The organism is Rhodoferax sp., assembly GCF_025354435.1.
Taxonomy (GTDB): domain Bacteria; phylum Pseudomonadota; class Gammaproteobacteria; order Burkholderiales; family Burkholderiaceae_C; genus Rhodoferax_B.
This window is the reverse complement of record NZ_JANXMU010000016.1, coordinates 21,236-47,835: the sequence shown is the minus strand read 5'-3', so window position 1 is coordinate 47,835 and position 26,600 is coordinate 21,236. Positions and strand designations below refer to the sequence as shown.

The 26,600-nt window shown below is 63.6% G+C and carries 23 protein-coding genes and 1 pseudogene; 16 read left to right on the top strand and 8 right to left on the bottom strand.

Translation table 11 applies throughout. The annotated features are described in order from the left end of the window. Positions 1-15: 15 nt before the first annotated feature. On the top strand, positions 16-774 hold the full coding sequence (locus tag Q0T48_RS04210; RefSeq protein WP_295952850.1) for a TSUP family transporter: 759 nt from the start codon (positions 16-18) through the stop codon (positions 772-774). 99 nt (positions 775-873) lie between these two features. Here the strand turns inward: Q0T48_RS04210 and mrdA are convergent, their stop codons facing one another. Genes mrdA through Q0T48_RS04190 form a run of 4 tightly spaced genes read right to left on the bottom strand, consistent with a single transcriptional unit; the run spans position 874 to position 5,481 of the window. Then, positions 874-2,934 carry a penicillin-binding protein 2 gene (gene mrdA / locus Q0T48_RS04205; protein WP_295952847.1) on the bottom strand — a complete coding sequence of 687 codons (2,061 nt, stop codon included), beginning with the start codon at positions 2,932-2,934 and terminating at the stop codon, positions 874-876. Beyond that, complete coding sequence (gene mreD / locus Q0T48_RS04200; RefSeq protein WP_295952845.1) at positions 2,931-3,461, bottom strand: rod shape-determining protein MreD; 531 nt, start codon at positions 3,459-3,461, stop codon at positions 2,931-2,933. The genes mrdA and mreD overlap by 4 nt, the downstream gene beginning before the upstream one ends. A gap of 25 nt (positions 3,462-3,486) precedes the next feature. Continuing rightward, positions 3,487-4,404 (bottom strand): rod shape-determining protein MreC, encoded by a 918-nt coding sequence (gene mreC, locus Q0T48_RS04195; RefSeq protein ID WP_295952841.1) that lies wholly within the window; start codon positions 4,402-4,404, stop codon positions 3,487-3,489. Between the two features lie 33 nt (positions 4,405-4,437). Further along, complete coding sequence (locus tag Q0T48_RS04190) at positions 4,438-5,481, bottom strand: rod shape-determining protein (protein ID WP_295952839.1); 1,044 nt, start codon at positions 5,479-5,481, stop codon at positions 4,438-4,440. 282 nt (positions 5,482-5,763) lie between these two features. Between Q0T48_RS04190 and gatC the strand changes: the two genes are divergently transcribed. Genes gatC through gatB form a run of 3 tightly spaced genes read left to right on the top strand, consistent with a single transcriptional unit; the run spans position 5,764 to position 9,020 of the window. Continuing rightward, a complete protein-coding gene (gene gatC, locus Q0T48_RS04185) occupies positions 5,764-6,063 on the top strand; it encodes an Asp-tRNA(Asn)/Glu-tRNA(Gln) amidotransferase subunit GatC (protein WP_295952836.1) in 300 nt (99 codons plus the stop codon). 15 nt (positions 6,064-6,078) lie between these two features. Further along, positions 6,079-7,551 carry an Asp-tRNA(Asn)/Glu-tRNA(Gln) amidotransferase subunit GatA gene (gene gatA / locus Q0T48_RS04180; protein ID WP_295952833.1) on the top strand — a complete coding sequence of 491 codons (1,473 nt, stop codon included), beginning with the start codon at positions 6,079-6,081 and terminating at the stop codon, positions 7,549-7,551. Positions 7,552-7,553: 2 nt separating this feature from the next. Further along, entirely contained in the window at positions 7,554-9,020 is a 1,467-nt protein-coding gene (gene gatB, locus Q0T48_RS04175) for an Asp-tRNA(Asn)/Glu-tRNA(Gln) amidotransferase subunit GatB (protein ID WP_295952831.1), read from the top strand. 77 nt (positions 9,021-9,097) lie between these two features. Here gatB and Q0T48_RS04170 read toward each other — a convergent pair whose 3' ends face one another. Together Q0T48_RS04170 and pyrE are read right to left on the bottom strand one after the other, a co-directional pair. Next, the gene (locus tag Q0T48_RS04170) at positions 9,098-9,691 is read right to left on the bottom strand and encodes a DUF4124 domain-containing protein (protein ID WP_295952829.1); all 594 of its coding nucleotides are present in this window, start codon (positions 9,689-9,691) and stop codon (positions 9,098-9,100) included. A 29-nt stretch (positions 9,692-9,720) separates the two neighbouring features. Beyond that, complete coding sequence (pyrE, locus tag Q0T48_RS04165) at positions 9,721-10,413, bottom strand: orotate phosphoribosyltransferase (protein ID WP_295952826.1); 693 nt, start codon at positions 10,411-10,413, stop codon at positions 9,721-9,723. 11 nt (positions 10,414-10,424) lie between these two features. Here pyrE and Q0T48_RS04160 point away from each other — a divergent pair, with 11 nt between their 5' ends. The 12 genes and pseudogenes from Q0T48_RS04160 (at position 10,425) to garD (ending at position 25,398) form a co-directional block, all read left to right on the top strand. Continuing rightward, entirely contained in the window at positions 10,425-11,240 is an 816-nt protein-coding gene (locus Q0T48_RS04160) for an exodeoxyribonuclease III (protein ID WP_295952823.1), read from the top strand. A gap of 15 nt (positions 11,241-11,255) precedes the next feature. After that, the gene (locus Q0T48_RS04155; protein ID WP_295952820.1) at positions 11,256-12,284 is read left to right on the top strand and encodes a LacI family DNA-binding transcriptional regulator; all 1,029 of its coding nucleotides are present in this window, start codon (positions 11,256-11,258) and stop codon (positions 12,282-12,284) included. Positions 12,285-12,390: 106 nt separating this feature from the next. Then, on the top strand, positions 12,391-13,416 hold the full coding sequence (locus Q0T48_RS04150; RefSeq protein ID WP_295952818.1) for an ABC transporter substrate-binding protein: 1,026 nt from the start codon (positions 12,391-12,393) through the stop codon (positions 13,414-13,416). A gap of 36 nt (positions 13,417-13,452) precedes the next feature. Further along, positions 13,453-15,624, top strand: a complete 2,172-nt coding sequence (locus tag Q0T48_RS04145; protein ID WP_295952815.1) for an iron ABC transporter permease — start codon at positions 13,453-13,455, stop codon at positions 15,622-15,624. After that, complete coding sequence (locus Q0T48_RS04140; protein WP_295952812.1) at positions 15,621-16,697, top strand: ABC transporter ATP-binding protein; 1,077 nt, start codon at positions 15,621-15,623, stop codon at positions 16,695-16,697. Before Q0T48_RS04145 ends, Q0T48_RS04140 begins: the two co-directional genes overlap by 4 nt. Next, positions 16,694-17,491: an inositol monophosphatase family protein gene (locus Q0T48_RS04135; RefSeq protein ID WP_295952809.1), complete on the top strand. Its 798-nt coding sequence runs from the start codon at positions 16,694-16,696 to the stop codon at positions 17,489-17,491. Before Q0T48_RS04140 ends, Q0T48_RS04135 begins: the two co-directional genes overlap by 4 nt. A 53-nt stretch (positions 17,492-17,544) precedes the next feature. After that, positions 17,545-19,143, top strand: a pseudogene (locus Q0T48_RS04130) (histidine-type phosphatase). Positions 19,144-19,234: 91 nt separating this feature from the next. Next, positions 19,235-20,611, top strand: a complete 1,377-nt coding sequence (gene acpA / locus Q0T48_RS04125; protein ID WP_295952806.1) for an acid phosphatase — start codon at positions 19,235-19,237, stop codon at positions 20,609-20,611. 16 nt (positions 20,612-20,627) lie between these two features. After that, positions 20,628-21,749: a porin gene (locus tag Q0T48_RS04120; protein WP_366887928.1), complete on the top strand. Its 1,122-nt coding sequence runs from the start codon at positions 20,628-20,630 to the stop codon at positions 21,747-21,749. Between the two features lie 25 nt (positions 21,750-21,774). Then, positions 21,775-22,812 carry an imelysin family protein gene (locus Q0T48_RS04115; RefSeq protein ID WP_295952803.1) on the top strand — a complete coding sequence of 346 codons (1,038 nt, stop codon included), beginning with the start codon at positions 21,775-21,777 and terminating at the stop codon, positions 22,810-22,812. A gap of 232 nt (positions 22,813-23,044) precedes the next feature. After that, positions 23,045-23,761 (top strand): FadR/GntR family transcriptional regulator, encoded by a 717-nt coding sequence (locus Q0T48_RS04110; protein ID WP_295952800.1) that lies wholly within the window; start codon positions 23,045-23,047, stop codon positions 23,759-23,761. 53 nt (positions 23,762-23,814) lie between these two features. Beyond that, a complete protein-coding gene (garD, locus tag Q0T48_RS04105; protein WP_295952798.1) occupies positions 23,815-25,398 on the top strand; it encodes a galactarate dehydratase in 1,584 nt (527 codons plus the stop codon). 22 nt (positions 25,399-25,420) lie between these two features. On the opposite strand, the gene Q0T48_RS04100 is transcribed toward garD, so the two are convergent. Beyond that, entirely contained in the window at positions 25,421-25,726 is a 306-nt protein-coding gene (locus tag Q0T48_RS04100) for an NIPSNAP family protein (RefSeq protein WP_295952794.1), read from the bottom strand. Positions 25,727-25,764: 38 nt separating this feature from the next. After that, complete coding sequence (locus Q0T48_RS04095; RefSeq protein ID WP_295952792.1) at positions 25,765-26,577, bottom strand: M48 family metallopeptidase; 813 nt, start codon at positions 26,575-26,577, stop codon at positions 25,765-25,767. Positions 26,578-26,600 lie beyond the last annotated feature (23 nt).

Genomic DNA, 26,600 nt, shown 5'->3' with positions numbered 1-26,600 from the left:
TGGGACAATCTTCGCATGGAACTTATTTTTGTCTCGCTGGCCTCGCTGCTGGCTGGTTTTGTCGATGCGATTGTGGGCGGCGGCGGTTTGATTTTGGTGCCAGCGTTGTTTGCCACCTTTCCTAACGCCCACCCGGCCACGCTGTTCGGGGTCAACAAAGGGGCCTCCATCTGGGGCACGGGCTTTGCCACCTGGCAGTACAGCCGCCGGGTGCAGTTGCGCTGGCAAAGCCTGCTACCGGCCGCCGCCGCAGGCTTTGCCGGGGCGATGTTCGGGGCCTGGCTGGTGACGGTGGTGCCCAGCGACTTTTTGCGCAAGCTGCTGCCGGTGATTCTGCTGGCGGTGCTGGTCTACACCCTGGCAAAAAAAGAGCTGGGTGCCGTGCACGCGCCGCGCTTCAGCGGCACGCAAGAGGCGCTGATCGCCAGCGCGATTGGCCTGACCATCGGCTTTTATGACGGCTTTTTTGGCCCCGGCACGGGCAGCTTCTTTGTGTTTTTGATGGTGCGCTGGCTGGGCTACGACTTTTTGCACGCCTCGGCCTCGGCCAAGCTGCTCAACACCGCTACCAACCTGGCGGCACTGATCTTGTTTGTCTCCACCGGCCACATCTGGTGGCACTTTGTGCTGCCCATGGCCATCGCCAACGTGCTGGGCAGCGTGCTGGGTTCACGCATGGCGCTGAAGCACGGCACGGGGTTCGTGCGCATCGTCTTCATTGTGGTGGTGAGCGCGCTGATTCTGAAAACCGGCTACAGCGCTTTCATCCAGTAAGCCCTGGAAATAGCCACTCTTCGCCATTGCTACTTAATTTATAGCTAATAGCGTATATCTCACCTACGCTAGAAGCACTTTTCTCTTGTATTTTTACCGTTAACGGCGGCTGGCGGCTGGCACCACCATCGCCGATGCGGGCAGCACCGGCTTGGCCGCGCTGGCGGCCGACACCGGTTTGGCGGCCGCCGAGGCCGCTGCCGATGCAGGCAGCGCGGGGTTACCCGGCAGGCCCGGCACATCGGCCACCGCTAGCGGCGTGCCAATCGGAGCCTGGGCCAGACCCTGGCGTACACCGGCCATGTCAAGCTCGTTGGGGTACTGGTGCAGCAGCCAATAGTCGAACACCCGGCGGGCGATGGGGGCCGCGGTGGCACCACCCCAACCGGCGTTTTCCACCACCATGGCCAGGGCAATTTGTGGGTTGTCGGCCGGGGCGAAGGCGATGTACAGGCCGTGGTCGCGGTAGCGTTCGGCCACTTTGGCGTTGTACTTTTCGCCCTGGGCAATGGTCACCACCTGGGCGGTGCCGGTCTTGCCCGCCGCCACGTAGCCCGCACCCCGGAAGGCGGTGGCTCCGGTACCGGCGATGTTCACGCCGACCATGGCTTTTTTGATGATGTCGATGTTGGCCGGTTTGGCGATGGATTCGGCCTTGATCTCGGCCAGGGTCTTTTGCACTTTGCGGGTGACCACATCCACCACCTCCTGCACCAGGTGGGGCTTCATCTTCACGCCGTCGTTGGCGATGACGGCGGTGGCCTCGGCCAGTTGCAGCATGGTGAAGTTGTTGTAGCCCTGGCCAATGCCCAGCGAAATGGTTTCCCCGGCGTACCACTTTTGCTGCTCGGGGCGCTTGTAGGCGCGGCGCTTCCAGTCGGTGGACGGCAGAATGCCGCGCACTTCGCCGTGGATATCGATGCCGGTGAGCGAGCCAAAGCCAAACTTGCTGATCTCGTCGTGGATCAGGTCCACGCCCATGTCGTTGGCCAGCATGTAGTAATAGGTGTCGCAGGATTCAACGATGGATTTGTACATGTCCACCGTGCCGTGGCCGCCTTCCTTGTCGTCGCGGAAGCGGTGGCCTGCCAGCATGAAGTAGCCGGGGTCGAAAATGCTTTGCTGCGGCGTGCGTTTGCCGGTTTCCAGCGCAGCCAAGGCCATGAAGGGCTTGTAGGTGGAGCCAGGCGGGTAGGTGCCGCGCAGGGCGCGGTTGAGCAACGGCTTGTCGGGCGAACCGTTCAGCGCGGCCCAGCTTTCGGCATCAATGCCTTCGACAAACAGGTTCGGGTCAAAGGTGGGTTTGCTGACAAACGCCAGCACCTCGCCGGTTTTCGGGTCCAGCGCCACCAGCGCACCGCGGCGGTCGCCGTACAGGTCTTCGACCAGCTTTTGCAGCTTGATGTCGATGGACATGACCACGGTGTTGCCGGGCGTGGCGGGGTTGCTGGCCAGCTTGCGCACCGCGCGGCCCCCAGCCGAGGTTTCAATTTCTTCCACCCCGGTCAGACCATGCAATTGGGTTTCGTAGCTTTGCTCTACGCCCAGCTTGCCGATGTATTCGGTGCCCTTGTAGTTGTCTTCGTCGTCCGAGTCGTCGATACGGGCTTTTTCGGCCTGGTTGATGCGGCCGATGTAGCCGATCACGTGGCTGGCCAGTTCGCCAAACGGGTAGTTGCGGAACAGCCGGGCCTTGATATCCACGCCGGGAAAGCGGTAGCGCTGGGCGGCGAAGCGGGCCACTTCCACGTCGGTCAAGCGGGTGCGGATGGGCAGCGACTCGAAGTTGCGCGACTCTTCGGCCAGTTTTTTAAACCGTTTGCGGTCGCGCAGCTGAATGTCCACCACCTGGGCCAGCGCGTCGATGGTCTGCTCCAGATCGCCCACCTTGCTGGGCGTGATCTCCAGCGTGTAGGCCGAGTAGTTGCTGGCCAGCACCACGCCGTTGCGGTCGAGGATCAGGCCCCGGTTGGGCACCACGGGCACGATCGCCGTGCGGTTGTTTTCGGCCTGCTCCAGCAGGTCGTCATGGCGCGTGATCTGCAGGTACGACAGCCGCGCCAGCACCCCGCCAAACGCCAGCACCACCACCACCCCGGCGGCCACCAGCCGCAGCCGAAAACGGTAGATCTCGGCGCCTACATCTTTAAGTTCGGTCACAACGGGCGGGTTTTGTCGGGGTCAGGGGCCATACGTTGCGGGGCCAACAACAAGATACTGACCAGCGGCCACAGCACGGCTTCCAGCAGCGGAGCCAGCAGCAGCGACCAGCCGGGGAAGGTGCCGCCGCCCAGCATGCGCAGGACAAATTCCACCAGGTGGGCCGCCACAAACAACGGCAGCACCTGCATGGCCTGCGAAGGCACAGTGAACCACAGCAGGCGGCGGTGCATGGCAATGGCCAGAAAACTCAGCACCGAGTACGACAGCGCATGTTGGCCCAGCAGGCTGACCTGGTGCACATCCATCAGCAGGCCAAACACAAAGGCGGTGCCGATGGCCACGCGCTGCGGCTGGTGCACGCTCCAGAACACCAGCAGCACGGCCAGCAGGTCGGGCACCCAGGGCGCACGGCCCCACAGGCCGATGTTTTCGGCCATGTTGAACAGCAAGGCCAGCACCAGGCTGACACCAATGAACACCGGGTTGGCAGGCAGCAGCAACTGCTGGCCGGGGCGCATGATCATGGGAAGCTCCCACGCGCGTTCAGCATCATTTTTTAGCGCCTTTTTTAGGAGCAACCACTTCGGGAGCGGGTGGCATGTCGGGGATCTGCGAGGCCACCGGCTGCAGCACCAACACATGCTGTGGACCGGCCACCTGGGCCACCGGCGTGCAATAGATACGGGCAAAGGCCGAGTCGGCACGGCGCTCGATCTTGGCAATTTTGGCGACCTGCAGGCCCAGCGGGTACACGCCGTCCACGCCGCTGGTGGTCAGCACGTCGCCGATCTGCACGTCGGAGTTGCCCGCCATGAAACGCAGCTCCAGCTGGCCGCCGTACGAGGCCGGGTCGCCATAGGCCACGCTGCGCGCGCCGGTACGGGTGTTGAGCACAGGAATGGCCTGGTCACGGTCGATCAGCAAGGTGACCTCGCTGACCATCGGGTAGGCGCGGGTGACCTGGCCCAGCACGCCCAGCCCGTCGAGCACCGGCGAGCCCGCCACCACACCGTGGGTCGTGCCTTTGTCGATCACGACTTTGTGGGTGTAGGGGTCGGCAGCGTCGTACAGCACTTCGGCGCTTTGGGCCGGGGTGGTGATGTGGGCGCGCAACTCCAGCAACTGGCGCAGGCGGGTGTTTTCCAGGGTGAGCTGCTCTACCAGCCCGGCGCGTACCGACTGGGTGGTCAGCAGGCGCTGGGCGGCATCGGCCTTAGCTTGCAAATTCGCTTGGCTGGAGAAGTAAGCGCTGCCGCCCAGCACCAGGCGGATGGGCTCAATCACCGCCCACTGCACCGGGTACAGGGCCGTGGCCAAGCCCGCACGCAGCGGGCGCATCAGCGCAAAGCGCGCATCGGCCACCATCAGAAACAGGGCCAGCGCGCTAAAAAAGATGAGTTTGGTCAGGGCCGAGGGGCCCTGGTTGAAGAACGGGGGCGGGGTCCTGTCCAGCGTACCGAGTGGCATCGCCCTACCTCTGGTTGGCGTGTTCCGCGAAGATTATTCGCTGGTGAAGATCGAGCCCAAACGCTCCATGCGCTCCAGGGCAATACCGCAGCCGCGCACCACACAGGTCAGCGGCTCTTCGGCCACCAGCACCGGCAGACCGGTTTCTTCGGCCAGCAGGCGGTCCAGATCGCGTAAGAGCGCGCCGCCACCGGTCAGCATCATGCCGCGGTCGGCAATGTCGGCACCGAGTTCGGGCGGGGTTTGTTCCAGCGCGTTCTTGACCGAGGCGACGATGTTGTTCAGCGGGTCGGTCAGAGCCTCTAAGATTTCGTTGCTGGAAATGGTGAAGCTGCGCGGCACGCCTTCAGACAGGTTGCGGCCCTTGACTTCCATCTCTTTGACTTCGGAGCCGGGGAAGGCCGAGCCGATGTTCTTCTTGATGGCTTCGGCGGTAGGCTCGCCAATCAGCATGCCATAGTTGCGGCGGATGTAGTTGATGATGGCATCGTCGAAACGGTCGCCGCCCACGCGCACACTGCCCTTGTAGACCATGCCGCCCAGCGAGATCACGCCGACTTCGGTGGTACCACCGCCGATGTCCACCACCATGGAGCCGCTGGCTTCCGACACCGGCAAACCGGCACCAATGGCCGCAGCCATGGGTTCTTCGATCAGGTAGACCTCGGAGGCACCCGCGCCCAAAGCGGACTCACGGATGGCCCGGCGCTCGACCTGGGTGGAGCCACAGGGCACGCAGATAATGATGCGCGGGCTGGGACGGAACACGCCACGGGGGTGCACCATCTTGATGAACTGCTTGAGCATCTGCTCGGTGACGGTGAAGTCTGCAATCACGCCGTCTTTCATCGGGCGGATGGCCTCGATGTTGCCCGGCACTTTGCCCAGCATGGCCTTGGCTTCTTTGCCCACGGCCTGGATGGTTTTTTTGCCTTGCGGCCCGCCCTCGTGGCGGATGGCGACCACGGACGGCTCGTCCAGCACAATGCCTTTGCCGCGTACGTAAATCAGGGTATTGGCGGTGCCAAGATCGATGGCCAGATCGGTAGAAAAATACCGACGGAAAGTCCCAAACATGCAAAGTCCTCTCGGGCATGGCCTGCGCATCGGCACGCCATCGCCGTGTAATACGGTTCTAGATAGTCATGACTCTTGCAGTGCCCAGGTTGTGGGCAATATTGTGGTCAACAGGCCCGCCACCCGGGTTCTGCAAAAGTCTTAGATAGGTTTCTTGGTGCAAAACAATGTCGCGAAGCGACCGCGCGACCAAAGGCGGGATAATACCGCATCTCCTGTGGCTAACCTGCGCCAACTGCGCGGAAACCCCGCTTTACTTTCGTTCGCAACCCTGTTTAAGACATGGCCCTGACCCTCCCTGAACTCGACCGCATCGCCAACCTGGCCCGCCTGGAACTCCAACCCGTTGAGCGCGACCGCCTGCTGAACCAGCTCAACGGCTTCTTCGGCATCGTCGAAACCATGCGCGCGGTAGACACCACCGGCATCGAGCCCCTGGCCCACCCGGTGGCGGTGATGCACGACATCGTGCTGCGCCTGCGCGACGACGTGGTCAGTGAAACCAACCAGCGCGAAGCCAACCAGCAAACCGCGCCCGCCGTTGAGCGGGGCCTGTTCCTCGTTCCCAAAGTCATCGAATAAAGCGCCCGCAACCCCATGAGCCTCCCTACACAGCTACACGACCTGAGCGTGGTCGAACTGGCGGCATTGCTGCGCGCCCGCAAGGTATCCGCCGTCGAGACCACCCAACACTTTCTGGCCCGCGCCGAAACCCACGCACCACTGGGCGCCTACCTGGCAATGGACGAAGCCGTCAGCCTGCGCCAGGCCTTCGCTGCCGACGCACGGCTGGCCAACGGCACGGCCGGCCCGCTGGAAGGCGTGCCCATGGCGCACAAGGACATCTTTGTCACCAAAGACTTCCCGACCACCGCTGGTTCCAAAATGCTGAACGGCTACCGCTCTTCTTTCGATAGCACGGTTGTCAAGCAGCTCGCACAGCAGGGCATCGTGACGCTGGGCAAACTGAACTGCGACGAATTCGCCATGGGCTCGGCCAACGAGAACTCGGCCTTCAAGCCGGTGCTGAACCCCTGGGACACCACGCGCATTCCGGGCGGCTCGTCGGGCGGCAGTGCGGCGGCCGTGGCCGCGCGCCTGGTACCCGCCGCCACCGGCACCGACACGGGCGGCTCCATCCGCCAACCGGCCTCGTTTTGCGGCATCACCGGCATCAAGCCCACTTATGGCCGCGCCTCCCGCTACGGCATGGTGGCATTTGCCTCCAGCTTGGACCAAGCCGGCCCCATGGCCCGCAGCGCCGAAGATTGCGCCCTGCTGCTGTCGGCCCTGTGCGGCCCGGACCTGGACCGCGACTCCACCTCGCTGGACATCTCCGCCGAAGACTACAGCCGTAGCCTGAACGAGTCCATCGACGGCCTGCGCATCGGCATCCCCGCCGAGTTCTTCGGCGAAGGCCTCAGTGCCGACGTGCGCGCCGCTGTGGATGCCGCCTTGCAGGAGTATGTCAAGCTGGGTGCGAAACTGGTGCCCATCGCCCTGCCGCGCACCGAGATGGCGATTCCCGTGTACTACGTGATCGCCCCGGCCGAGGCCTCCAGCAACCTGAGCCGCTTCGACGGTGTGAAGTTTGGCCACCGCGCCGACCAATACACCGACCTGATCGACATGTACAAAAAGACCCGCGCCGAAGGCTTTGGCGACGAGGTCAAGCGCCGCATCATGATCGGCACCTACGTGCTGAGCCACGGCTACTACGACGCGTACTACCTGCAGGCACAAAAAATCCGCCGCATGATCGCCGACGACTTCCAGCAAGCCTTCAAGCAGTGCGACGTGATTGCCGGGCCGGTCGCCCCCACCGTAGCCTGGAAGCTGGGCAACAAGTCGGCCGACCCGGTAGCGGCCTACCTGGCCGACATCTTCACCCTGCCCTCGTCCCTGGCCGGTTTGCCCGGCATGAGCATCCCGGCCGGCCTGGGTGAAGGCGGTATGCCCGTCGGCTTACAACTGATTGGCGACTACCTGCAAGAAGCCAAGCTGCTAAACATTGCGCACCGCTTCCAGCAGGCCACCGATTTCCACCGCCAACAACCCGCCGGTTTCTGAATATGAGCAAAGCACTCCCTTCCCTGCTGGTCCAGGGCTATGAAGTCGTCATCGGCTTCGAGACCCACACCCAGCTGTCTACCGCCAGCAAGATTTTCAGCCGCGCCTCCACCGCCTTCGGGGCCGAGCCCAACACCCAGGCCTGCGCCGTGGACCTGGCCCTGCCGGGCACGCTGCCGGTGATGAACAAGGGCGCGGTCGAACGCGCCATCCAGCTCGGGCTGGCGCTGGGCTCCACCATCGCGCCGCGCAGCGTGTTTGCGCGCAAGAACTACTTCTACCCTGATCTGCCCAAGGGCTACCAGATCAGTCAGTTCGAGATCCCCGTGGTGCAAGGCGGCTCGGTGGAGTTCTTTTTGGGTGATGAGAAAAAGACCGTGCGCCTGGTGCGTGCGCACCTGGAAGAAGACGCAGGCAAATCGCTGCACGAAGAATTCATCGGCCAGACCGGCATCGACCTGAACCGCGCTGGTACGCCGCTGCTGGAGATCGTCACCGAGCCCGACATGCGCTCCAGCGCCGAGGCCGTGGCCTACGCCAAGGAGCTGCACAAGATCGTCACCTGGATCGGTATCTGCGACGGCAACATGCAAGAAGGCTCGTTCCGCTGCGATGCCAACGTCTCGGTGCGCAAGCCCGGGGCCGAGCTGGGCACGCGCCGCGAGATCAAGAACCTGAACAGTTTCAAGTTCATGCAGCAGGCCATCGATTTTGAAGTGCGCTGGCAGATCGAGCAGATCGAAGACGGCCATGCGATCCAGCAGGCCACCGTGCTGTTCAACCCCGACACGGGTGAGACCCGCGCCATGCGCACCAAAGAAGATGCCGCCGACTACCGCTACTTCCCCGACCCCGATTTGCCGCCACTGGTGGTGGCCCCGGAATGGGTGGAGCGCGTGCGCTCCGAGATGGCCGAGCTGCCGCGGGTGATGGCGGCCCGGTTTGGGGCGAACTATGGTTTGAGCGAATACGATGCCACGGCGCTGACGCAAAGCAAGGGCATCGCCCGCTACTTCGAGGCCGCGATTGCCGCAGGCCAACCCGCGCAACCCAAGCTGGCGGCCAACTGGGTGATGGGCGAGGTGGCCCGCCGCCTGAACGCGCAAGACCTGGACATCGCCCAGGCCCCGGTGGCGGCCGACCAGCTAGCCAAGCTGCTGGACCGCATTGCCGACGGCACCGTCTCCAACAACGCGGCCAGGCAGGTGTTTGATGTGCTGTGGACCGACGCGGATGCCGAGGTGGATGCGGTCATCGAGGCCAAGGGCCTGAAGCAGATGAACGACACCGGCGCGCTGGAGGCCATCGTGGACACGGTGATCGCCGCCAATGCCAAGAACGTGGCCGAGTTCAAGGCGGGCAATGAGAAGGCGCTGAATGCCCTGGTCGGCCAGATCATGAAAGCCAGTGCGGGCAAAGCGAATCCGGGCCAGGTCAACGCACTGCTCAAGGTCAAACTGGCGGGCTGAGTCCTCAGCTTATATGCTTTTTATGGCTCTAGCCTATATGGAATATAGGCTAGAAGCTATTAAATACATAGCTTAAACTAATTGACCACCCCGGCCCACAGCGGCTTGAGCCGGGACAGCTCTTCGTCGAAGCGGTCATTGACACGCTTTTTCTCTAGCTGCTGGTTAGCGATGAAGCGTTGCTGGGCGACCAGGTTCTCCTGGAACTCGGTAACGCGGCGCTTGAGGTAGACCGGTGCTTTGCTGGGGTCGTTTTTATAGAATTCCAACTCGCTGTCCAGAACTTTGCGTTGCTCGGCCAGTTCGGCCATGCGCTTGTTGGCGGTCTGGATGACGGCATCCACCTGGGTCAGGGCACTGGCGCGCTCGGCATCATGGGCGGCCTGGTTCTGGTAGCGGGTGAGCAGGGCGCGGTTGCGTCGGCGCTCATCGCTGACGCGGGCACGGTCTTCGGCCTCTTTTTTGTCGCGTACTTCCTGGGCGCTGATTTCCTGGGCGGTGAGGGTAGGGCCCAGGCTGCGTTTGACGGTGCCGCTGGCATTGAGCTCTTTTTGCTCGCGGTCCATACATTCGGGGATGGGCCGGTCGGAGGTGATTTTTTTGCCCCGGCTGTCGGTGCAGGTAAAAATGCCCTGCGCAGAAGCAGTGCTGAGCAGACCACTGCACAGCACGCTAATGCCCCAAACCTTAGCCCGACATATCACATGGTTCCTTCGTCAACTCCGTAACGCTGCCGGTAGGCTAGCACCCGTGGGTAATGCGCCCGAAGCTCATTTGTATCATTTTGTTGCAAGTATTGTAATAAGTCAGCAAGCTTGGCAATAGCGCAGACCTGCATTCCCAGCTGGTTGCGCACAAATTGCACCGCACTGTGCGGAACATCACGGCCGTCCTCGGTGGCCATCTCCTGGCGGTCCAGCGCAATCACCACCGCGTGGGGCGTGGCACCGGCAGCCTGGATCAGCGCAATCGACTCGCGGGCGGCGGTGCCAGCCGACATCACGTCGTCCACGATTAACACCCGGCCCTTCAGCGGTGCGCCCACCAAGCTGCCGCCTTCGCCATGGTCCTTGGCCTCCTTGCGGTTATAGGCAAACGGCAGATTGCGGCCACGCCGCGCCAGCTCTACCGCCACCGTGGCAGCCAGCGGAATGCCTTTGTAAGCGGGGCCAAAAATCATGTCAAACTCAATGCCGCTGTGGAGCAAGGCCTGTGCATAGAATTCGGCCAGGCGCTGCATGCGGGCACCGTCGTCAAACAGCCCGGCGTTAAAGAAATAGGGGCTCATGCGCCCGGCCTTGGTTTTGAATTCGCCAAAGCGCAGCACCCCGGACTCCACCGCAAACTGTACAAATTCCTGCGCTAAGCTAGTGGGCGCATTGCTAATCACCATGGGGAAAATCCTTGTTCAAATTAACCAGCCTGAATCTCAACGGCATCCGTTCGGCTACCAGCAAAGGCGTTGAAGCCTGGATTGCCGCCATCGCTCCGGATTGTATTTGTGTCCAGGAAGTCAAGGCCCAGGCCGCCGATGTGCAGGGCAAGTTCGAGCAACTGGCGGGCTTGCAGGGACACTTTCACTTTGCGCAAAAAAAGGGCTACTCGGGCGTTGGCGTGTACACCCGGCATACGCCCAGCGATGTGGTGATTGGCTACGGTTCTACCGAATTTGATGCCGAGGGCCGGTACGTGGAGCTGCGCTTTGACACACCGACCCGCAAGCTGTCCATCATCAGCTGCTATTTCCCCAGTGGCTCGTCGGGCGAAGATCGGCAACTGGCCAAGTTCCGCTTTCTGGCCGAGATGGGCCCCTACCTCGCCCATCTGAAGAAAACCCGCGAATTTATTCTGTGCGGCGACGTGAACATCGCCCACCAGCAGATTGACCTGAAAAACTGGCGCAGCAACCAAAAGAACAGCGGCTTCCTGCCCGAAGAGCGCGCCTGGATGACGTACGTGTTGGCCCACCCCGAAGCCGCCGAGGCCGCTGGTATGGGCTTGGTCGACGTGTACCGCCAACTGCAGCCCACCGCTACCGACACCGCCTACACTTGGTGGAGCAACCGCGGCCAGGCCTACGCCAACAACGTGGGCTGGCGGCTCGACTACCACCTGGCCACGCCCGCCCTGGCAGCGCTGGCGCGCACGGAACATATCTACAAGGACGTGAAGTTCAGCGACCACGCGCCCATCACGGTGGACTACGAACTGACGCTGTAAGCGCCCCCATCCGCCATGACCACAGAGAACCCCTCCGGTTGGATTACCGCGGCCGATGTCGCGCGCAAAGCAGGTGTGTCCCGCTCGGCGGTCTCGCGCACCTTTACCGAAGGTGCCAGCGTGTCCCCGGAAACCCGCGAGAAAGTCCAGCGCGCAGCAGAGGCCCTGGGCTACCAAGTCAACATATTGGCGCGCAGCATGATCCAGCGCCAAAGCAATCTGGTAGGGGTCGTAGTCAAGGGCTTTGACGACCCGTTTCTGCAAAGCCTGCTCGGGCCTATTACCCACCATCTGGCGCTGCGCTCACTGGCACCTTTGCTGATGGATGCCAGCGAGCCCGCGCAACTGGCCAAGTCTTTGCGGCATCTGTTGCAGTACCGGATTGCGGGGGTGATCTTGACATCGGGCACGCCGCCCATCCAGCTGGCCAAAGAGTATTTGCGCCTGCGCGTTCCCGTGGCCATGATCAACCGTGCGCCCGACCTGGAAGGCGTAGATGTCGTCAACAGCGACCATTTTGAAGGGGGTGCGATGGCCGCACGGGCCTTGCTCGCCAAGGGGGCCCGCTCACTGGTATTCCTCAGCTCGGCAACTGCCACCTACAGCGCCAGCGTGCGCGGCGAAGGCTTTGTGCAGACACTGGCGGCGGCGGTCGAGCGCGGTGGGGTGGTGTTGCGCCACATGGAAGCGGCGGCGGCCACCTATGCCGGTGGCTTCGAAGCCGCACACGCCCTGCTGGCCGATACACAGGCCCGGCCTGACGGTGTGTTTTGCGCCAACGACGTGCTGGCATGCGGTCTGGTGGATGGTGCGCGTCGGCATTTTGGCTTGCAAGTACCGGAGGATTTCCAGGTCATCGGCTTCGATGACATTCCGATGGCGGGCCTGTCCGCCTACGCGCTTTCCACCCTGCGCCAGGACGTGGACGCATTGGCCGAAGCGGCCGTCACCTGCCTAGCCGAGCGCATGCAGGAACCCGACATGCCTGGCCGCATGCTTCAGCTCCCCGTGGCACTGGTCGAGCGCTCTACCCTGCGCCCATAGTCCCGTCTCAGGGAAGACCCTAGATCACATTTCTCGCCATTCGCTTTACATTGCACACGTGTGCAAAGCACTTCAAAAAATGTGCGACCTACTCTGGAGACAAACCATGCAACGCCAACTGACCCAACAACTCGTCTTATCTTCCCTGCTGCTCTTGCCCCTGGCCAGCCAGGCGGCCGACCGCCTCAACGTGCTCTGCGCAGCCGACAACGACTGGTGCGAGCTGATGCGCAATGCGTTTGAAAAAGAGACGCAGGTGGAAGTCTCCATGGTGCGCAAAAGTGCCGGTGAAATATTTGCACAGATCCGCGCCGAAGCCAGCAACCCCAAGACCGACATTTGGTGGGCAGGCACTGGCGACCCGCACCTGCAGGCTGCCGCCGCCGGCTTCACCGAAGTCTATAAATCCCCTTTGCTGGATAAACTGCAGCCTTGGGCGCAGAAGCAGGCCGAAATTTCCGGCTACCGCACCGTCGGTATTTACGCCGGTCTGCTCGGCACTGGCTACAACCCCGAACTGCTGAAGCAAAAGAAACTGGCTCCTCCGCAGTGCTGGAAGGACCTGCTGAATCCGGCTCTGAAGGGCGAGATCCAGATCCCCAACCCCAATTTCTCCGGCACCGCGTACGCCACCATCGCCACCCTGGTGCAACTCCAAGGTGAAAACGAAGCCTTTGCGTTCATGAAAAAAATGAACGACAACGTAAGCCAGTACACCAAAAGTGGCTCGGCCCCCTCCAAAGCCCTGGCACGCGGTGAAACCGCCATCGGCATCACCTTCCAGCACGATCTGCTGAAGGAAACCGTAGCCGGTTTCCCGGTCGAAATTGTCTCGCCCTGCGAAGGTACGGGCTACGAGATCGGCTCCATGAGCCTGGTCAAAGGTGCCAAGAACATGGCCACGGCCAAGCGCTTCTACGAATTTGCACTGCGGGCCGACGTGCAATCTCTGGCGGTCAAAGCAGGTTCGTACCAAGTGCCCTCCAACAAGGCAGCCAGCATCCCACCCAAGGCACCGCGCCTGGAATCGATCAAGACCATCAACTACGACTTTGCCAAATACGGCAGCGAAGAGGTACGCAAGCGCCTGCTCAAACACTGGGACGACGAGCTTTTCTCGCTGCCCCGTTGAGCCCCCGACACACCACCCAACAGAGAGATACGGCTTGTGAATAAGTCTTTACGTGGCTGGCTATTGCTAGCCCTAGTCGCCAGCGTGCTGGTGCCCTGGCACGCCCAAGAAACGGGCTTCTTTGGCGGCGAATGGCTGGCCGCCGGTTGGCCCGGCAGCGACACCACCGCCTCCGCACTGTGGCAGGTGCTGCAGTTCCAACGCTGGGGCCTGCTGCCCCTGGTGCTGTGGCCCATCGCCGCGGGCCTGCTCAGTCTGGCCCCCTTGCAACGCCGTGTACGGGGCGGCGCTGTGGGTGGGCTGGCACTGGCCGCCCTGGTATGGCTGGCCTATCTGGGCTGGGGCCCTGCCGGTGCAGGGTTGCCAGGCCTGGGTTGGGGCGCGCTGCTGTTCACGGCCAGTGCCGTGTTTGTACTGAGCAACGGTGCGGCCTGGATGGGCGCCTGCCGGGGCGATGTCTTCGTGTGCGGCGTGATCGCCATGCTGGCCGCCCTCGTCGGGTTGTTTGTGATGTTCCCGGTGTTGCGGGTATTGGCTGGCGCTTTCGAACAGGAAGCAGGCTTTAGCCTCCAGGCCGCGTGGAACCGTGTGGCCGATGGCCGCATCTGGTCGCTGGGCTGCCTGGGCGGTGCCCGCGGTTGCGGCGTGGCCTGGAACACCTTGTTTCTGGCGCTGTGCACCGCGGCCGGTTCCACCCTGCTGGGCTTGACTTTTGCCCTGGTGGTGACGCGCACCGGTTTCCGCTTCAAACGCATTCTGCGGGCGCTGACGGTGCTGCCCATCATCACGCCACCGTTCGTTATCGGCCTGGCACTGATTCTGCTATTTGGGCGCAGCGGTGTGGTTTCGGCCTGGGTGGCGAGTGCCTTCGATGTGCCCGCCGGGCGCGGCCTGTACGGTTTTTACGGTGTCTGGCTGGCGCAGCTGCTGTCGTTCACGCCTATCGCCTTCATGGTGCTGATCGGCGTGGTCGAAGGCGTGAGCCCCTCGGTAGAAGAAGCCTCGCAAACCCTGGGCGGCACGCGCTGGACCACCTTCTGGCGCATCTCGCTGCCGTTGATGCGGCCCGGCCTGGCAAATGCCTTTCTGGTGGCCTTCATCGAGAGCATGGCCGACTTCGGCAACCCCATGGTGCTGGGCGGCAACTACGGTGTGCTGTCCACCGAAATCTACTTCGCCATTGTCGGTGCGCAGAACGATGGCGGCCGCGCCGCCGGGCTAGGCCTGATCTTGCTGGTGTTCGCGGTCAGTGCCTTCATGGCGCAGCGCCACTGGCTGGGCAACAAGTCCTACACCACGGTGACCGGCAAGGCCGACAATGGCCAGCACGCCGGGCTGGACCGCCGTCTGTCTGCCGTGCTGGCGGTCGTCGCCACGCTATGGACCGGTTTCACGCTGGTGCTGTACGGCATGATTCTGGGCGGTGGCTTTGTCAACCAATGGGGCCGTGACAACAGCTTCACCCTGCGCCACTACGCCAGTGCGTTCGGCATCGAATCTGACGGCCACGGGCTGCGCTGGATCGGTACGGCCTGGGACTCGCTGTTCACCAGCCTGATGATTGCCGGGATCTCCGCGCCCCTGACCGCCGCCCTGGGCCTGATGGCCGCCTGGCTGCTGGTACGCCAGCGCTTTGCGGGCAAAGGCGCATTCGAGTTCGCCACCATGCTGAGCTTTGCCATCCCCGGTACGGTCATCGGCATCAGCTACATCCTGGCCTTCAACATGCCGCCGATCGAGCTGACCGGTACCGCCGCCATCCTGGTGCTGTGCTTTGTGTTCCGCAACATGCCGGTGGGCCTGCGCGGCGGCATGGCGGCCATGAGCCAGCTCGACCGCAGCCTGGACGAAGCCTCCACCATGCTGGGTGCCAACAGCTTCACCACCGCCCGGCGGGTGATTCTGCCGCTGATGCGCCCGGCCCTGAGCGCAGCGCTGGTGTACAGCTTTGTGCGCTCCATCACCTCGATCAGCGCGGTGGTTTTTCTGGTCAGCGCGAAATACAACATGGCCACGGCCTACATCGTCGGGCTGGTGGAAAACGGCCAGTACGGCATCGCCATCGCCTACTCCAGCGCCTTGATCGTGGTGATGCTGGTCATCGTGCTGGCGGCACAAAGTTTGGTCGGCAAACGGCGCTTGCGCCGCGTCGAACGGGTTGAGGGCTCCGCCCCGGCCCCTGTCTATTCCTTAAAGGTTGAATCATGAGTGTTGCAACAACGCAAGGCGCGCTGGTCTTTGAGCGCGTCACCAAACAATACGGCAAGGTCGTCGCCGTCAACGATGTGTCCTTCAGCATTCCGCAAGGCACGCTGGTCACCCTGCTCGGCCCCAGCGGCTGCGGCAAGACATCCACACTGCGGCTGATCGCCGGGCTGGAACATGTAAGCCAGGGCCGTATCTTCATAGGCGGCCAGGATGTCACCCAGCAGTCGGCCATCGAGCGCAATGTCAGCATGGTGTTCCAGTCGTACGCGCTGTTCCCGCACATGACGGTGCTGGAAAACGTGGCCTACGGCCTGGAGGTCGGCGGTGCCCGCAAGGCCGATGCGCGTGAACAGGCCCTGGAAGGCCTGCGCCTGGTCGGCCTGCACGACTACGGTCCGCGCCTGCCCAGCGAGCTGTCGGGCGGCCAGCAACAGCGCGTGGCCGTGGCCCGCGCCCTGGTGCTCAAGCCCCAGGTGCTGCTGCTGGACGAGCCGCTGTCGAATCTGGACACCAAGCTGCGCCGCCGGGTGCGCGAAGAAATCCGCGAAATCCAGCAGCGCCTGCAGCTCACCGCCGTGTACGTCACCCACGACCAGGAAGAAGCCCTGGCCGTCTCCGACCAGATCATCGTCATGAACCACCAGCGCATCGCCCAGCAGGGCACGCCGCGCGAGCTCTTCGACACCCCGGCCGACGAGTTCGTGGCCGACTTCATCTGCGATGCCAACCGCGTCACCGGCGAAATCCTCGGCCACGTGTCCGCGGGCCAGGCCGACTGTCTGGTTGGCGGCCTGGCAGTGCAACTGGCGAACCCCCGTGCCTACCGTGGCGAGATCCGCATTGCGGTGCGGCCCGACGCGGTACATCTGGCCCCTGCCACCCGCCAGCACATCCTGGTGGGCCAAGTGCGCCACGCAGCTTTTTTGGGTACCGAAATGCAGTACGCGGTGGAGTCGCCACTGGGCGAGTTGTTTGTGCGGCAGACCGATGTGCAGCAGCCGCTGGCCGTCGGCTCCTCGGTGGGCATCGGTTTTGCGAAACACGGTGTCTGCATCGTGGGAGGCCGGGCATGAGCACCGCAGGTATTGCCGCGCGCTACGCGCTGGTGCAGACCATCGCCCGCGAGGCGGGATTGCAGGCTCTGGAATGGTTCCGCAAGCGCGACCAATTGGTCATTGAGTCCAAGGGACTGCAGGACATGGTCAGTGCGGCGGACAAAGATACCGAGCTCTACATCCGCGCCCAGGTGCTGGCACGCTTTGCCAACGACGGCTTTCTGGGCGAAGAAGGCGGGCTTGACCATGCCGACGCCGATTACCTGTGGGTCATCGACCCGATCGACGGCACGGCCTGCTTCGTCAATGGCATGCACGCCTGGTGCCTGTCCATCGCGGTCATGCATGCCGGCACGCCGGTGATCGGCGTGGTATTCGACCCGAACAGCGACGAGATGTTCCACGCCTGCGCAGGCCAGGGCGCGTTTGTGAACCAGCTACCCATGCAGGTCCACAGCGCCCGCAGCATCACCGAAGGCGTGCTGGGCGTGGGCTTCTCGCACCGGGTGCCGGTGAGTGCCTTTGTGCCGTTTCTGGACCGGCTGCTGTCGGGCGGCGGCATGTTCATCCGCAACGGCTCTGGTGCGCTGATGCTGGCGTATGTGGCCGCCGGTCGCCTCATCGGCTACTACGAGCCGCACATCAACTCCTGGGACTGCCTGGCCGCCATCGTGCTGGTGATGGAGGCCGGTGGCCAAGTCAACGACTTCCTGGCTAACAACGGCCTGCACGACGGCAACCCCATCATCGCCGCCGCCGCTGGCGTGTATGCGCCGCTGCTGGCGTTGATCGATCCGGTCACCACGCTGTAACGCCCGACGACTAGATTTTCTAAATTCAAGCTCCCCACAACCGAAGAAACTCCATGGTCCACACCACCGCACTCCAACGCCCGCTCGCCTACGTCCTGGGCAGCGTCGCCCTTACCCTGGCCGGTTGCGGGGGTGGCGATAGCGCAGCCAGCGCCAACGCCAACCTCTACTACCAAACCAAGACACCGTACAGCCCGCAGCAAAGTGCCTCCACCTACGAAACGCCCCCCAGCGGCTACAGCACGGTCTACACCCAGCTCATGGCACGCCACGGCTCGCGCGGCCTGTCCAGCCTGAAGTACGACCTGGCCGTCTACAACATGTGGAAAAAAGCCTCGGACGACGGTGCCCTCACCGCCCTCGGGGCCCAGTTGGGCCCCGATGTGCTGAAGATCATGAAGGCCAACTTTCTGCTCGGCTACAACGTGGCGGGCATCAGCAAGCCGGGCTACGGCAATGAAACCCAGGTCGGCATCACCGAACACACGCAACTCGCCCAACGCATGCTGGGCCGCAACGCGGCCCTGTTCACCCAGGCCGGTGCCGCCGCCAGCAGCAGTCCCCGCCAGATCGTGGTGGTCACCTAGGGTGTGGACCGCGCGGTAGACAGCGGTGCCTTCTTCGTCAAGTCGTTGCTGGCCGCGCAAACCAACCTGACCAGCCTGGTGAACTACCCTGCCGCACCCGCGCCCTACCCGGCAGCCGCCCCCGTGGCCCAACCGGCGGGAACCAACCATTTCCTGCTCTACTTCCACAAGCTGGTGACCGCCACCGACCTGGTCACCAACCCCGCCGACCCGCTGTACCCCACCTACCAGGACAGCCAGGCCTTCCAGAACTGGCTGAAAGACAGCGACCTGGCTGCCAAGCAAGCTGCCATCCTGGCCGACCCCGCGGCCAAAACCGCCGGGCGCGTGGTGCTGGAGCGGCTGTTCACCAAAGCCTTTGTGGACAAGATCGAAGCAGGCACCTACAGCTTTGCCAACACCGGCAGCTTCAGCTACACCAGCGACGACGGCAAGTTCAGCAGCACCCTGGCGGGTGACGGCAAAACCGGCATCACCAATCTGGGTGAAGCCGCCTCCCTGCTGTACGAGCTGTACGTGATTGCCCCGGCCATGAAAAGCGAGGCGGGCGTAGATTTCACCGGCTACATGCCGCTGGCACAGGCCCAGTACTTTGCCTTTACCCAGGACGCCGCCGACTTCTACAAGATGGGCCCCAGCATCACCGAGAAAGGCAGCGTGACCTGGAAGATGGCGCAAATCCTGGAAGACGATTTCTTCACCGAAGTCGATGCCATCGCTAAAGGCAACCTCGCCCACGTCGCTAAGCTGCGCTTTGCGTATGCCGAAATCGTCATCCCCTTCGCCTCCAAGATGGGCCTTAAAAACGTGTTGCAACAGCAGCCCTTGGCCACCCTGTACAGCTACACCAACAACCCCTGGCGCGGCGACTACGTGGCACCCATGGCGGCCAATATGCAGTGGGACGTGGTGAAGAACAGCAGCGGCACAGTGCTGGTCAAGATGCTCTACAACGAGAAAGAAACCGACTTCAAGGCCGCGTGCGACAGCGCACGTTTTGCGACAGGTAGCCACTACTACGACTACGCCCAATTGAAGACCTGCTACGGGCACACCAGCCTGTAAGCCAGCCCACAGGGGCCACCACACCCCTTTTTTTGCACTGCGTTGCACACGTGTGCGTTGCGTTTTTATCCTTACACCACAGGAGACTTTGATGCGCCTGCCTTTACGACCCGTCGCCCTGGCGACCGCCTTGCTGCTGTCCGCTTGCAGCACCTACCAGCAGGCCCTGGTGCCCGACCCCCAACTGGCCAAAATCGGCCAGATCGTGGTGGTCTACCTGGAAAACCGCAGCTTCGACCACCTGTTTGGCCTATACCCCGGTGCCAACGGCGTAGCCAATGCCCGGGCGCTGGGCCAAGGCGTGGTCCAGGTGGATGCCAACAACCAGCCCTACGCCGTGCTGCCCCCGCCACTGGCGGACAAAACCGGCAAGCCCGATGCGCGCCTGAGCGCCCCCATCCCGAACGGCCCGTTCCGCCTCGACCCCAAGGTCGGCCTGAACGACACCATGTTCAGCCCCATCCACGCCTTCTGGGCCAACCAGCGGCAAATCAACGGTGGGCGCAACGACCGCTTCGTGGCCGACGGCAACAGTGGTGGCCTGCTGATGGGCACCTACGACGGCAGCTCGCTGGGCCTGTGGAAACTGGCGCAGCGCTTCACCCTGGCCGACAACTTCTTCCAGTCGGCCTTTGGCGGCTCGTTCCTGAACCACTTCTGGCTGGTCTGCGCCTGCACGCCGGTGTACGCCAACGCGCCCCACCACATCGTGGCGCTGGACGCTCAAGGCCGATCAATCGAGCCGGATGAGCCCGAAGCCTATGTGACGCAAGACGGCTATGCCGTCAACACCCTGCAAAGCACCTGGCTGTTTGATCCCACCAAAAAACAGGCGCTGCTGCCACCGCAAACCGCCCCCACCATTGGCGACCGCCTGAGCGACAAAGGCATTCCCTGGGCCTACTACGGCCAGGACTTCAACCGCGCCGTGGCCGCCAACCAGGCGGGTAAAGGCGTGGCCAGCTTTTCGTACCACCACCAGCCGCTCATCGCCTTCAAGCGCTTCATCGACAGCGCCGCCGAGCGCAAAGCCCACCTGAAGGACCGCGAAGATTTCATGGCCGATGTACGCGGCGGCACCCTGCCCCCGGTGGCGTTCTACAAACCCACCGGCGGCATGAACATGCACCCGGGCCGCGGCAGCGTGGCCGCAGGCGATGCCGAAGCCACCGAGATCGTCAACGCCATCATGGCCGGCCCGCAGTGGAAGAACACCGTGGTCATCGTCACCACCGACGAGAACGGTGGCTTCTGGGACCACGCCGCCCCGCCCAAGGGCGACCGCTGGGGCCCCGGCTCGCGCATTCCCGCCATCGTGGTGTCGCCGTTCAGCGAAGGTGGCCACATCGACCACACCCAGTACGAAACCGTCTCCATCCTGAAACTGATCGAAGACCGCTTTGGCCTGGCCCCACTGGGTAGCCGCGATGCAAAGGCCACCAGCCTGGCCCGGGCCCTGAAATTTTGACTCCCTTTCCCTAACCCTGACTTTCCAACAACAACGAGGAGACAACTATGCAACACCACTTCCCCCACAACCCCCCCACCGCACCCATCTGCGCACCCTGGCCGCCATCGGCCTGGCCTTACTGGGCACTGCGGCCTATAGCCAAACATCTGGCGAAAAATCCAGTTACACGCTCTATGGCCGGGTCGACGTGGGTCTGCGCAACACGCCCACCGACCTGTCCAAAAACGACGACCGCCAGTGGTCGGTGGGCAACAGCTCGGCCGGGCGCTTTGGCTTCATCGGCAAGGAAGACCTGGGCGGCGGCCTGGCTGCCGTGTTCCGGCTGGAGTCACGCTTCGATGCCGACACCGGCGTGGTGCAAACCGACAAGAACGCCACCGGCCAGCTCTTCAAGCAGTACGCCTACGTCGGCCTGCAAAGCCATAAGCTGGGCAGCATCACCCTGGGCAAACAGTCCAGCCCGGCCGACGAGGCCAATGCCAGCCGCTTTGAGGCTTTTGACGGCGACAGCCTGGCCGCCAACGGCAGCCGCACCGCCCGCGTGTTCCAAAAATGGAACAACGCCATCTACTACGCCACCCCGCGCTGGAGCGGTGTAAAGCTGGGTGTGGGTGCCGCCCCCGGCGAAGGCGTGCACACCCGCGCCTATGGTCTGGTGGCGCTGTACGACCAGGGCCCGCTGTCGCTCAGCAGCTCGTACCAGCGCGAGAGCTATGTCGAAGGTTCGCCCGACAAAGCCGGTGACGATGCCCGCACCACCGTCACCCTGGCGGGCTCGTATGACTTCACCCGCTTCAAGCTGCTCGGCCTGTACGCACGCTCGTCCAAGCTGAACCTGGCCGACACCGGGGCCGAACGGGTGCTGACCCTGGGCACCATCGTGCCGCTGGGCCAACACCGGTTGCTGGCCTCGCTGCGCTGGATCGATGGCGACCAGATCAAGACCACCGGCGACCATTCCAGCGACAAGGACAGCGTGCGCCTGGGCCTGGGCTACCAGTACGACTTCAGCAAGCGCACGCTGGTGGCCGTCTCACTGGCCCAGGAGCGCATGAAGACCTTTGCCAAGTCCGGTGCCGAAGCCAGCGCTCGCAATGGCACCGGCTACGAAGTGGCCCTGCGCCACAAGTTCTAAAAGTACGTTCTGAGTAGGAGCTCCCATGCTGCGCACCCTGTTGCTGTGGATCACCCTGGGCTGCACCGCCCCGGCCTGGGCGGCCCCCGCCGACCAGCCGTTCGAGGCCTACACCCGCTTCGTGCGCGGCATCTACACCCAGTGGTACTTGCCGGGGGCCAACGACTTTGCCACGCAAAGCCAGGCCCTGGTCGGCCCGCTGCAACAGCTGTGTGCCGCCGACGCGGCCACCGAACCCGAGGCGCTGGCCCGTGCCCAGCAACAGTGGCTGCGCACGGTGTCGGCCTGGGAGCGCTTCTCGGCCGTGCGGGGCGGGGCGCTGCTGGCGCGCCGCTCGCCGCGCAGCCTGGACTTCATGCCCACCCGGCCCGAAGCCATTGCCGAGGCGGTGCGCACCGTTGCGCCCGACGCGACCACGCTGGAATCCATCAGCGCCCCGCCCAAAGGCCTGCCCGCGCTGGAATGGCTGCTGTGGCCCGGCAAGCTGCGCCCGCACACGCCCGCCTGCCACTACGCGGAACAGCTGGCCAGCGACATCGTGGCCGAAGCCCTGGCCCTGCAAAGCGCCTATGCCGCCGCCCTGCAAGCCGGTTGGGACGACCAGGAGGCCGAGTACGCGATGTACGAGTTTCTGAACCTGTGGAACGGTGCCTTGCAAAAGCTGTGGCGCGAAGACATCGACCGCACGCTGCAAAAAATCAACACCGGGCGTTTCGCTACTTTCAACCGCAGCGCCCGCGGCCACACGGTACAGGCCTGGGTGCTCCACTGGCAGGCCTTGCGCAGCCTGGCCATCGGCGCCTCTGCCGCCACGGATGCGCCCAGTGTGCACGGCTACCTGCTGGCGCAAAACCACGCGCCCCAGGCCATGCTCCTGCAGCAAGCCGTGGCCGAAGTGGACCACGCCATGGAGCGCCTGCTGGCCAGCCGCGACCCGGCCGCCGCCAGCGTGCCGCAGCGCCAGCTGATCACCGCCTTGAAGGAGCTGCAACACTTCGCCGAAAAAGACCTGGGCCCCACCCTGCAGTTCACCATCAGCTTCTTTGACGAAGACGGGGATTGAACGGCCCCTACCGGCTCCATAGCATTTGCTATCAAATAAATAGCTACTAGTGTATATTTAATATGCGCTAGAAGCCTATTTAGCTATATTTTCCGACAATGCTCTAGCGACGGACCTTAGCGGCTGGTACGGTAATCATGTCTTACAACTTAAGCCAAACCACGCTCATCTGTTAGGCAAATACGGTGCACCTGTCACAATGCCGTGCAGTACCACCCGAACCCGCATCTCCATGACCCCCACCCTGCTGCAAAACGACGGAGTCGGCTCCCTGCCGGACCGCATCTACGCCCGCGTGGTCGAGGCCATCCTGCGTGGCGACTTTGCACCGCACAACAAGCTGCCCACCGAGGGCGCTTTGAGTGCCCAGTTTGGCGTGTCGCGGCCCACGGTGCGCGAGGCGCTGGCGAGGCTGCGTTCGGACGGCATCATCGACTCCAAGCGCGGCGCGGGCAGCACCGTCATCCGCGCGCCGGGCACTCCGATGGTGGTGGCCACGCCAATCAAAAACCTGGCCGACATCGAGCGCTATTACGCGTTTCGCAGCTGTATTGAAATGGGGGCTGCCGCCGGGGCCGCCAAGTTCCGCGACGCGGACGACCTGGAAGCCCTGCACGCCGCCTTTGCCGCGCTGAACACCGCCATGGAGGGCGGTCACTCTGGGGCCGAGGAAGACGTGCGCTTCCACCTGGCCATCGCCAGTGCCTCGCACAACCCGTTTTTTGTGGCCACCATCGCCACCAGCGTGGCCCCAATTAGGCAGTTCATCGAACTGGCTCGCAACGTCACCGACAAGAAGAGCCCGACCCGCGTACGCGCCACCCAGGCCGAGCACCAGGCCATCGTGGATGCCATCGCCCGCCGCGCCCCTGCCGAGGCCGCAGAAGCCATCCGCATCCACATCCTGAACGCCAAACGGCGGATTTTCGAGAGCACGCCTCTGCCTTAGTTTGCTTGACAACTTTTTAAGTTGTCAGATAATCTAGGCAAAAGGATGCCACGATGACCGAAGCCACTTCTCTCGCCACGCCCACCCGCCCGCCCCACACCATCCGCATGCACGTGCGCGACAACGTCGCCATCGTAGCCAACGACGGCGGCCTGCCGCCCGGCACGGTGTTGCCCAACGGCCTGGTGTTGTTAGACAAAGTGCCGCAAGGCCACAAAGTGGCGCTGGTCGATCTGCCCGCAGACGGCCCGGTGCTGCGCTACGGCATCCCCATCGGCTACGCTTTGAAAGACATTCCCGCTGGCAGCTGGGTGCACGAGCGCCTGCTGCAAATGCCCGATGCGCGCGGACTGACCGACTTGCCCATGGCCACGGTCAAGGCCGAAGCCCAGCCGCCACTCGAGGGCTACGCCTTTGAGGGCTACCGCAACGCCGACGGCTCGGTGGGCACGCGCAATATTTTGGCCATCACCCAGACCGTGCAGTGCGTGGCCGGGGTCACCGACTTTGCGGTGCAACGCATCAAGGCCGAGCTGCTGCCCCGCTTCCCCAACGTGGATGATGTCGTGGCGCTGGAGCACAGCTACGGCTGCGGCGTGGCCATCGACGCGCCGGGGGCCGAGATCCCCATCCGCACCCTGCGCAACATCAGCCTAAACCCCAACTTTGGCGGCGAGGTGATGGTGGTCAGCCTGGGCTGCGAAAAGCTGCAACCCGAGCGCCTGATGCCGCCCGGCACCATCCCGCTGATCGACGAGCGCGCACCCGCTCCACCTTTGGACCTGGTGTGCCTGCAAGACGATGCGCACGTGGGCTTCATGTCGATGGTGGATTCCATCCTGCGCCAGGCCACCCCGCACCTGGAGCGGCTGAACGCCCGCCGCCGCGTCACTGTGCCCGCCAGCGAGCTGGTGGTGGGCGTGCAGTGCGGTGGCAGCGACGCGTTCTCGGGCGTAACGGCCAACCCCGCCGTGGGCTATTGCACCGACCTGCTGGTACGCGCCGGGGCCAGCGTGATGTTCTCGGAAACCACCGAGGTGCGTGACGGTATCGACCAGCTCACCTCCCGCGCCAGCACCCCCGAAGTCGCCGAAGCCATGATTCGCGAGATGGCCTGGTACGACGCGTATCTGCAGCGCGGCAAGGTGGACCGCAGCGCCAACACCACACCCGGCAACAAAAAAGGCGGGCTGTCCAACATCGTCGAAAAAGCCATGGGCTCTATCGTCAAGAGCGGCTCCGTGGCCATCACCGGCGTGCTGTCACCGGGCGAAAAGATCAAGCAAAAGGGGCTGACCTATGCCGCCACTCCGGCCAGCGACTTCATCTGCGGCACGCTGCAGCTCGCTGCCGGCATGAACCTGCACGTCTTCACCACCGGCCGCGGCACGCCCTACGGCCTAGCCCAGGTGCCCGTGATCAAGGTCGCCACGCGCAGCGACCTGGCCCGCCGCTGGCACGACCTGATGGACGTGAACGCAGGCACGATTGCCGACGGCGACGCCACCATCGAAGACGTGGGCTGGGAGCTGTTCAAGCTGATGCTGGAAGTGGCCAGTGGCCGCAAAAAAACCTGGGCCGAACACTGGAAGCTGCACAACGCGTTGGTGCTATTCAACCCGGCCCCGGTGACCTGAGCCCGGTCTGCCCTCGTCCGCTTCAGGCGAACACGGGCCGGAAAAAGCTGCGCTCGTAGCTCAGGATGCAGCGCGTCTCCTCGGCGTAGCGAAACGCCGCCTGGCAGGCCGGGTCTTGCAAGGATTCGGCGCGGTAGACCTCGTAGGCCGCCAGCGATGGGAAGGTGAACATCGCCAGCGCAATATTGTTCGCGCCCTCGGACGGCAAAAAGTAGCCGTGGTGCTGACCGCCGAACTGCTCGACCAGCGGAATCCACAGCTTGCCGTAATGCTCAAACTCGGCAAGCTTGTAGGGGTCAATGACATAGCGCAAATAGCAAGTAAGCATGGATGTAATCCGTGGATAGGTGATGGGAAGCGCCTGACTTAGCTTTTCTTGGCCCGCTCGTACAGCGGCATCACCTTGGGCAGGTTTTTCTGCATCTCGGCGATGCGGTTGCTGCCTGCCGGGTGGGTGCTGAGCCACTGGGGTGGCGCGCCCTTGTTCTGGGCCGCCATTTTTTGCCACAGGGTGATACCGGCGCGTGGGTCGAAACCGGCGCGGGCCGCCAGCTCCAGGCCCACCAGATCGGCCTCGGTTTCATCCGAGCGGCTGAACTGCAGGCTGAGCAACTGCGCGCCGCCGCCAATCACCGTGTTGCCCAGATCCCCAGCCCCCAGCAACTGGCTCAGCAGGTTGGCACCCACGTTAGTGGCCATGGACTTGCCCATGCGTTCGCGGGCGTGTTCACGTAGAGCATGGGCAATTTCGTGGCCCATCACCGCAGCCACTTCGTCGTCGCTGAGCTTTAGGGTGTCCAGAATGCCGGTGTAAAAGGCGATCTTGCCGCCGGGCATGCACCAGGCGTTAATCTGGTTGCTGCCGATGAGGTTGACCTGCCACTGCCAGTCTTTGGCACGCGGGTTCCAGTCGGCGGCAAACGGAATGATGCGAGCGGCAATGCGGCGCAGGCGCAGCAGTTGCGGGTGGTTGGCCGGGGCCAGTGCCTGCTGCTGGTTGGCCTGCTGCAGAGTTTGCTGGTACTGCGTGCGGGCAGTTTGCTCCACCGAGGCGGCGGGCACCAGCTTGGAAAACGCCGAATTACCGCCCACCTCCACCCCGTCACGCGCCCACGCCAGTGGAGCCGCCAGCAGCGCAGCGCCCAGCAGCAAGCCCCTCCATCCACGCTTTGCGTCCATTGCAGATCCCCTGTAGCCCAGCA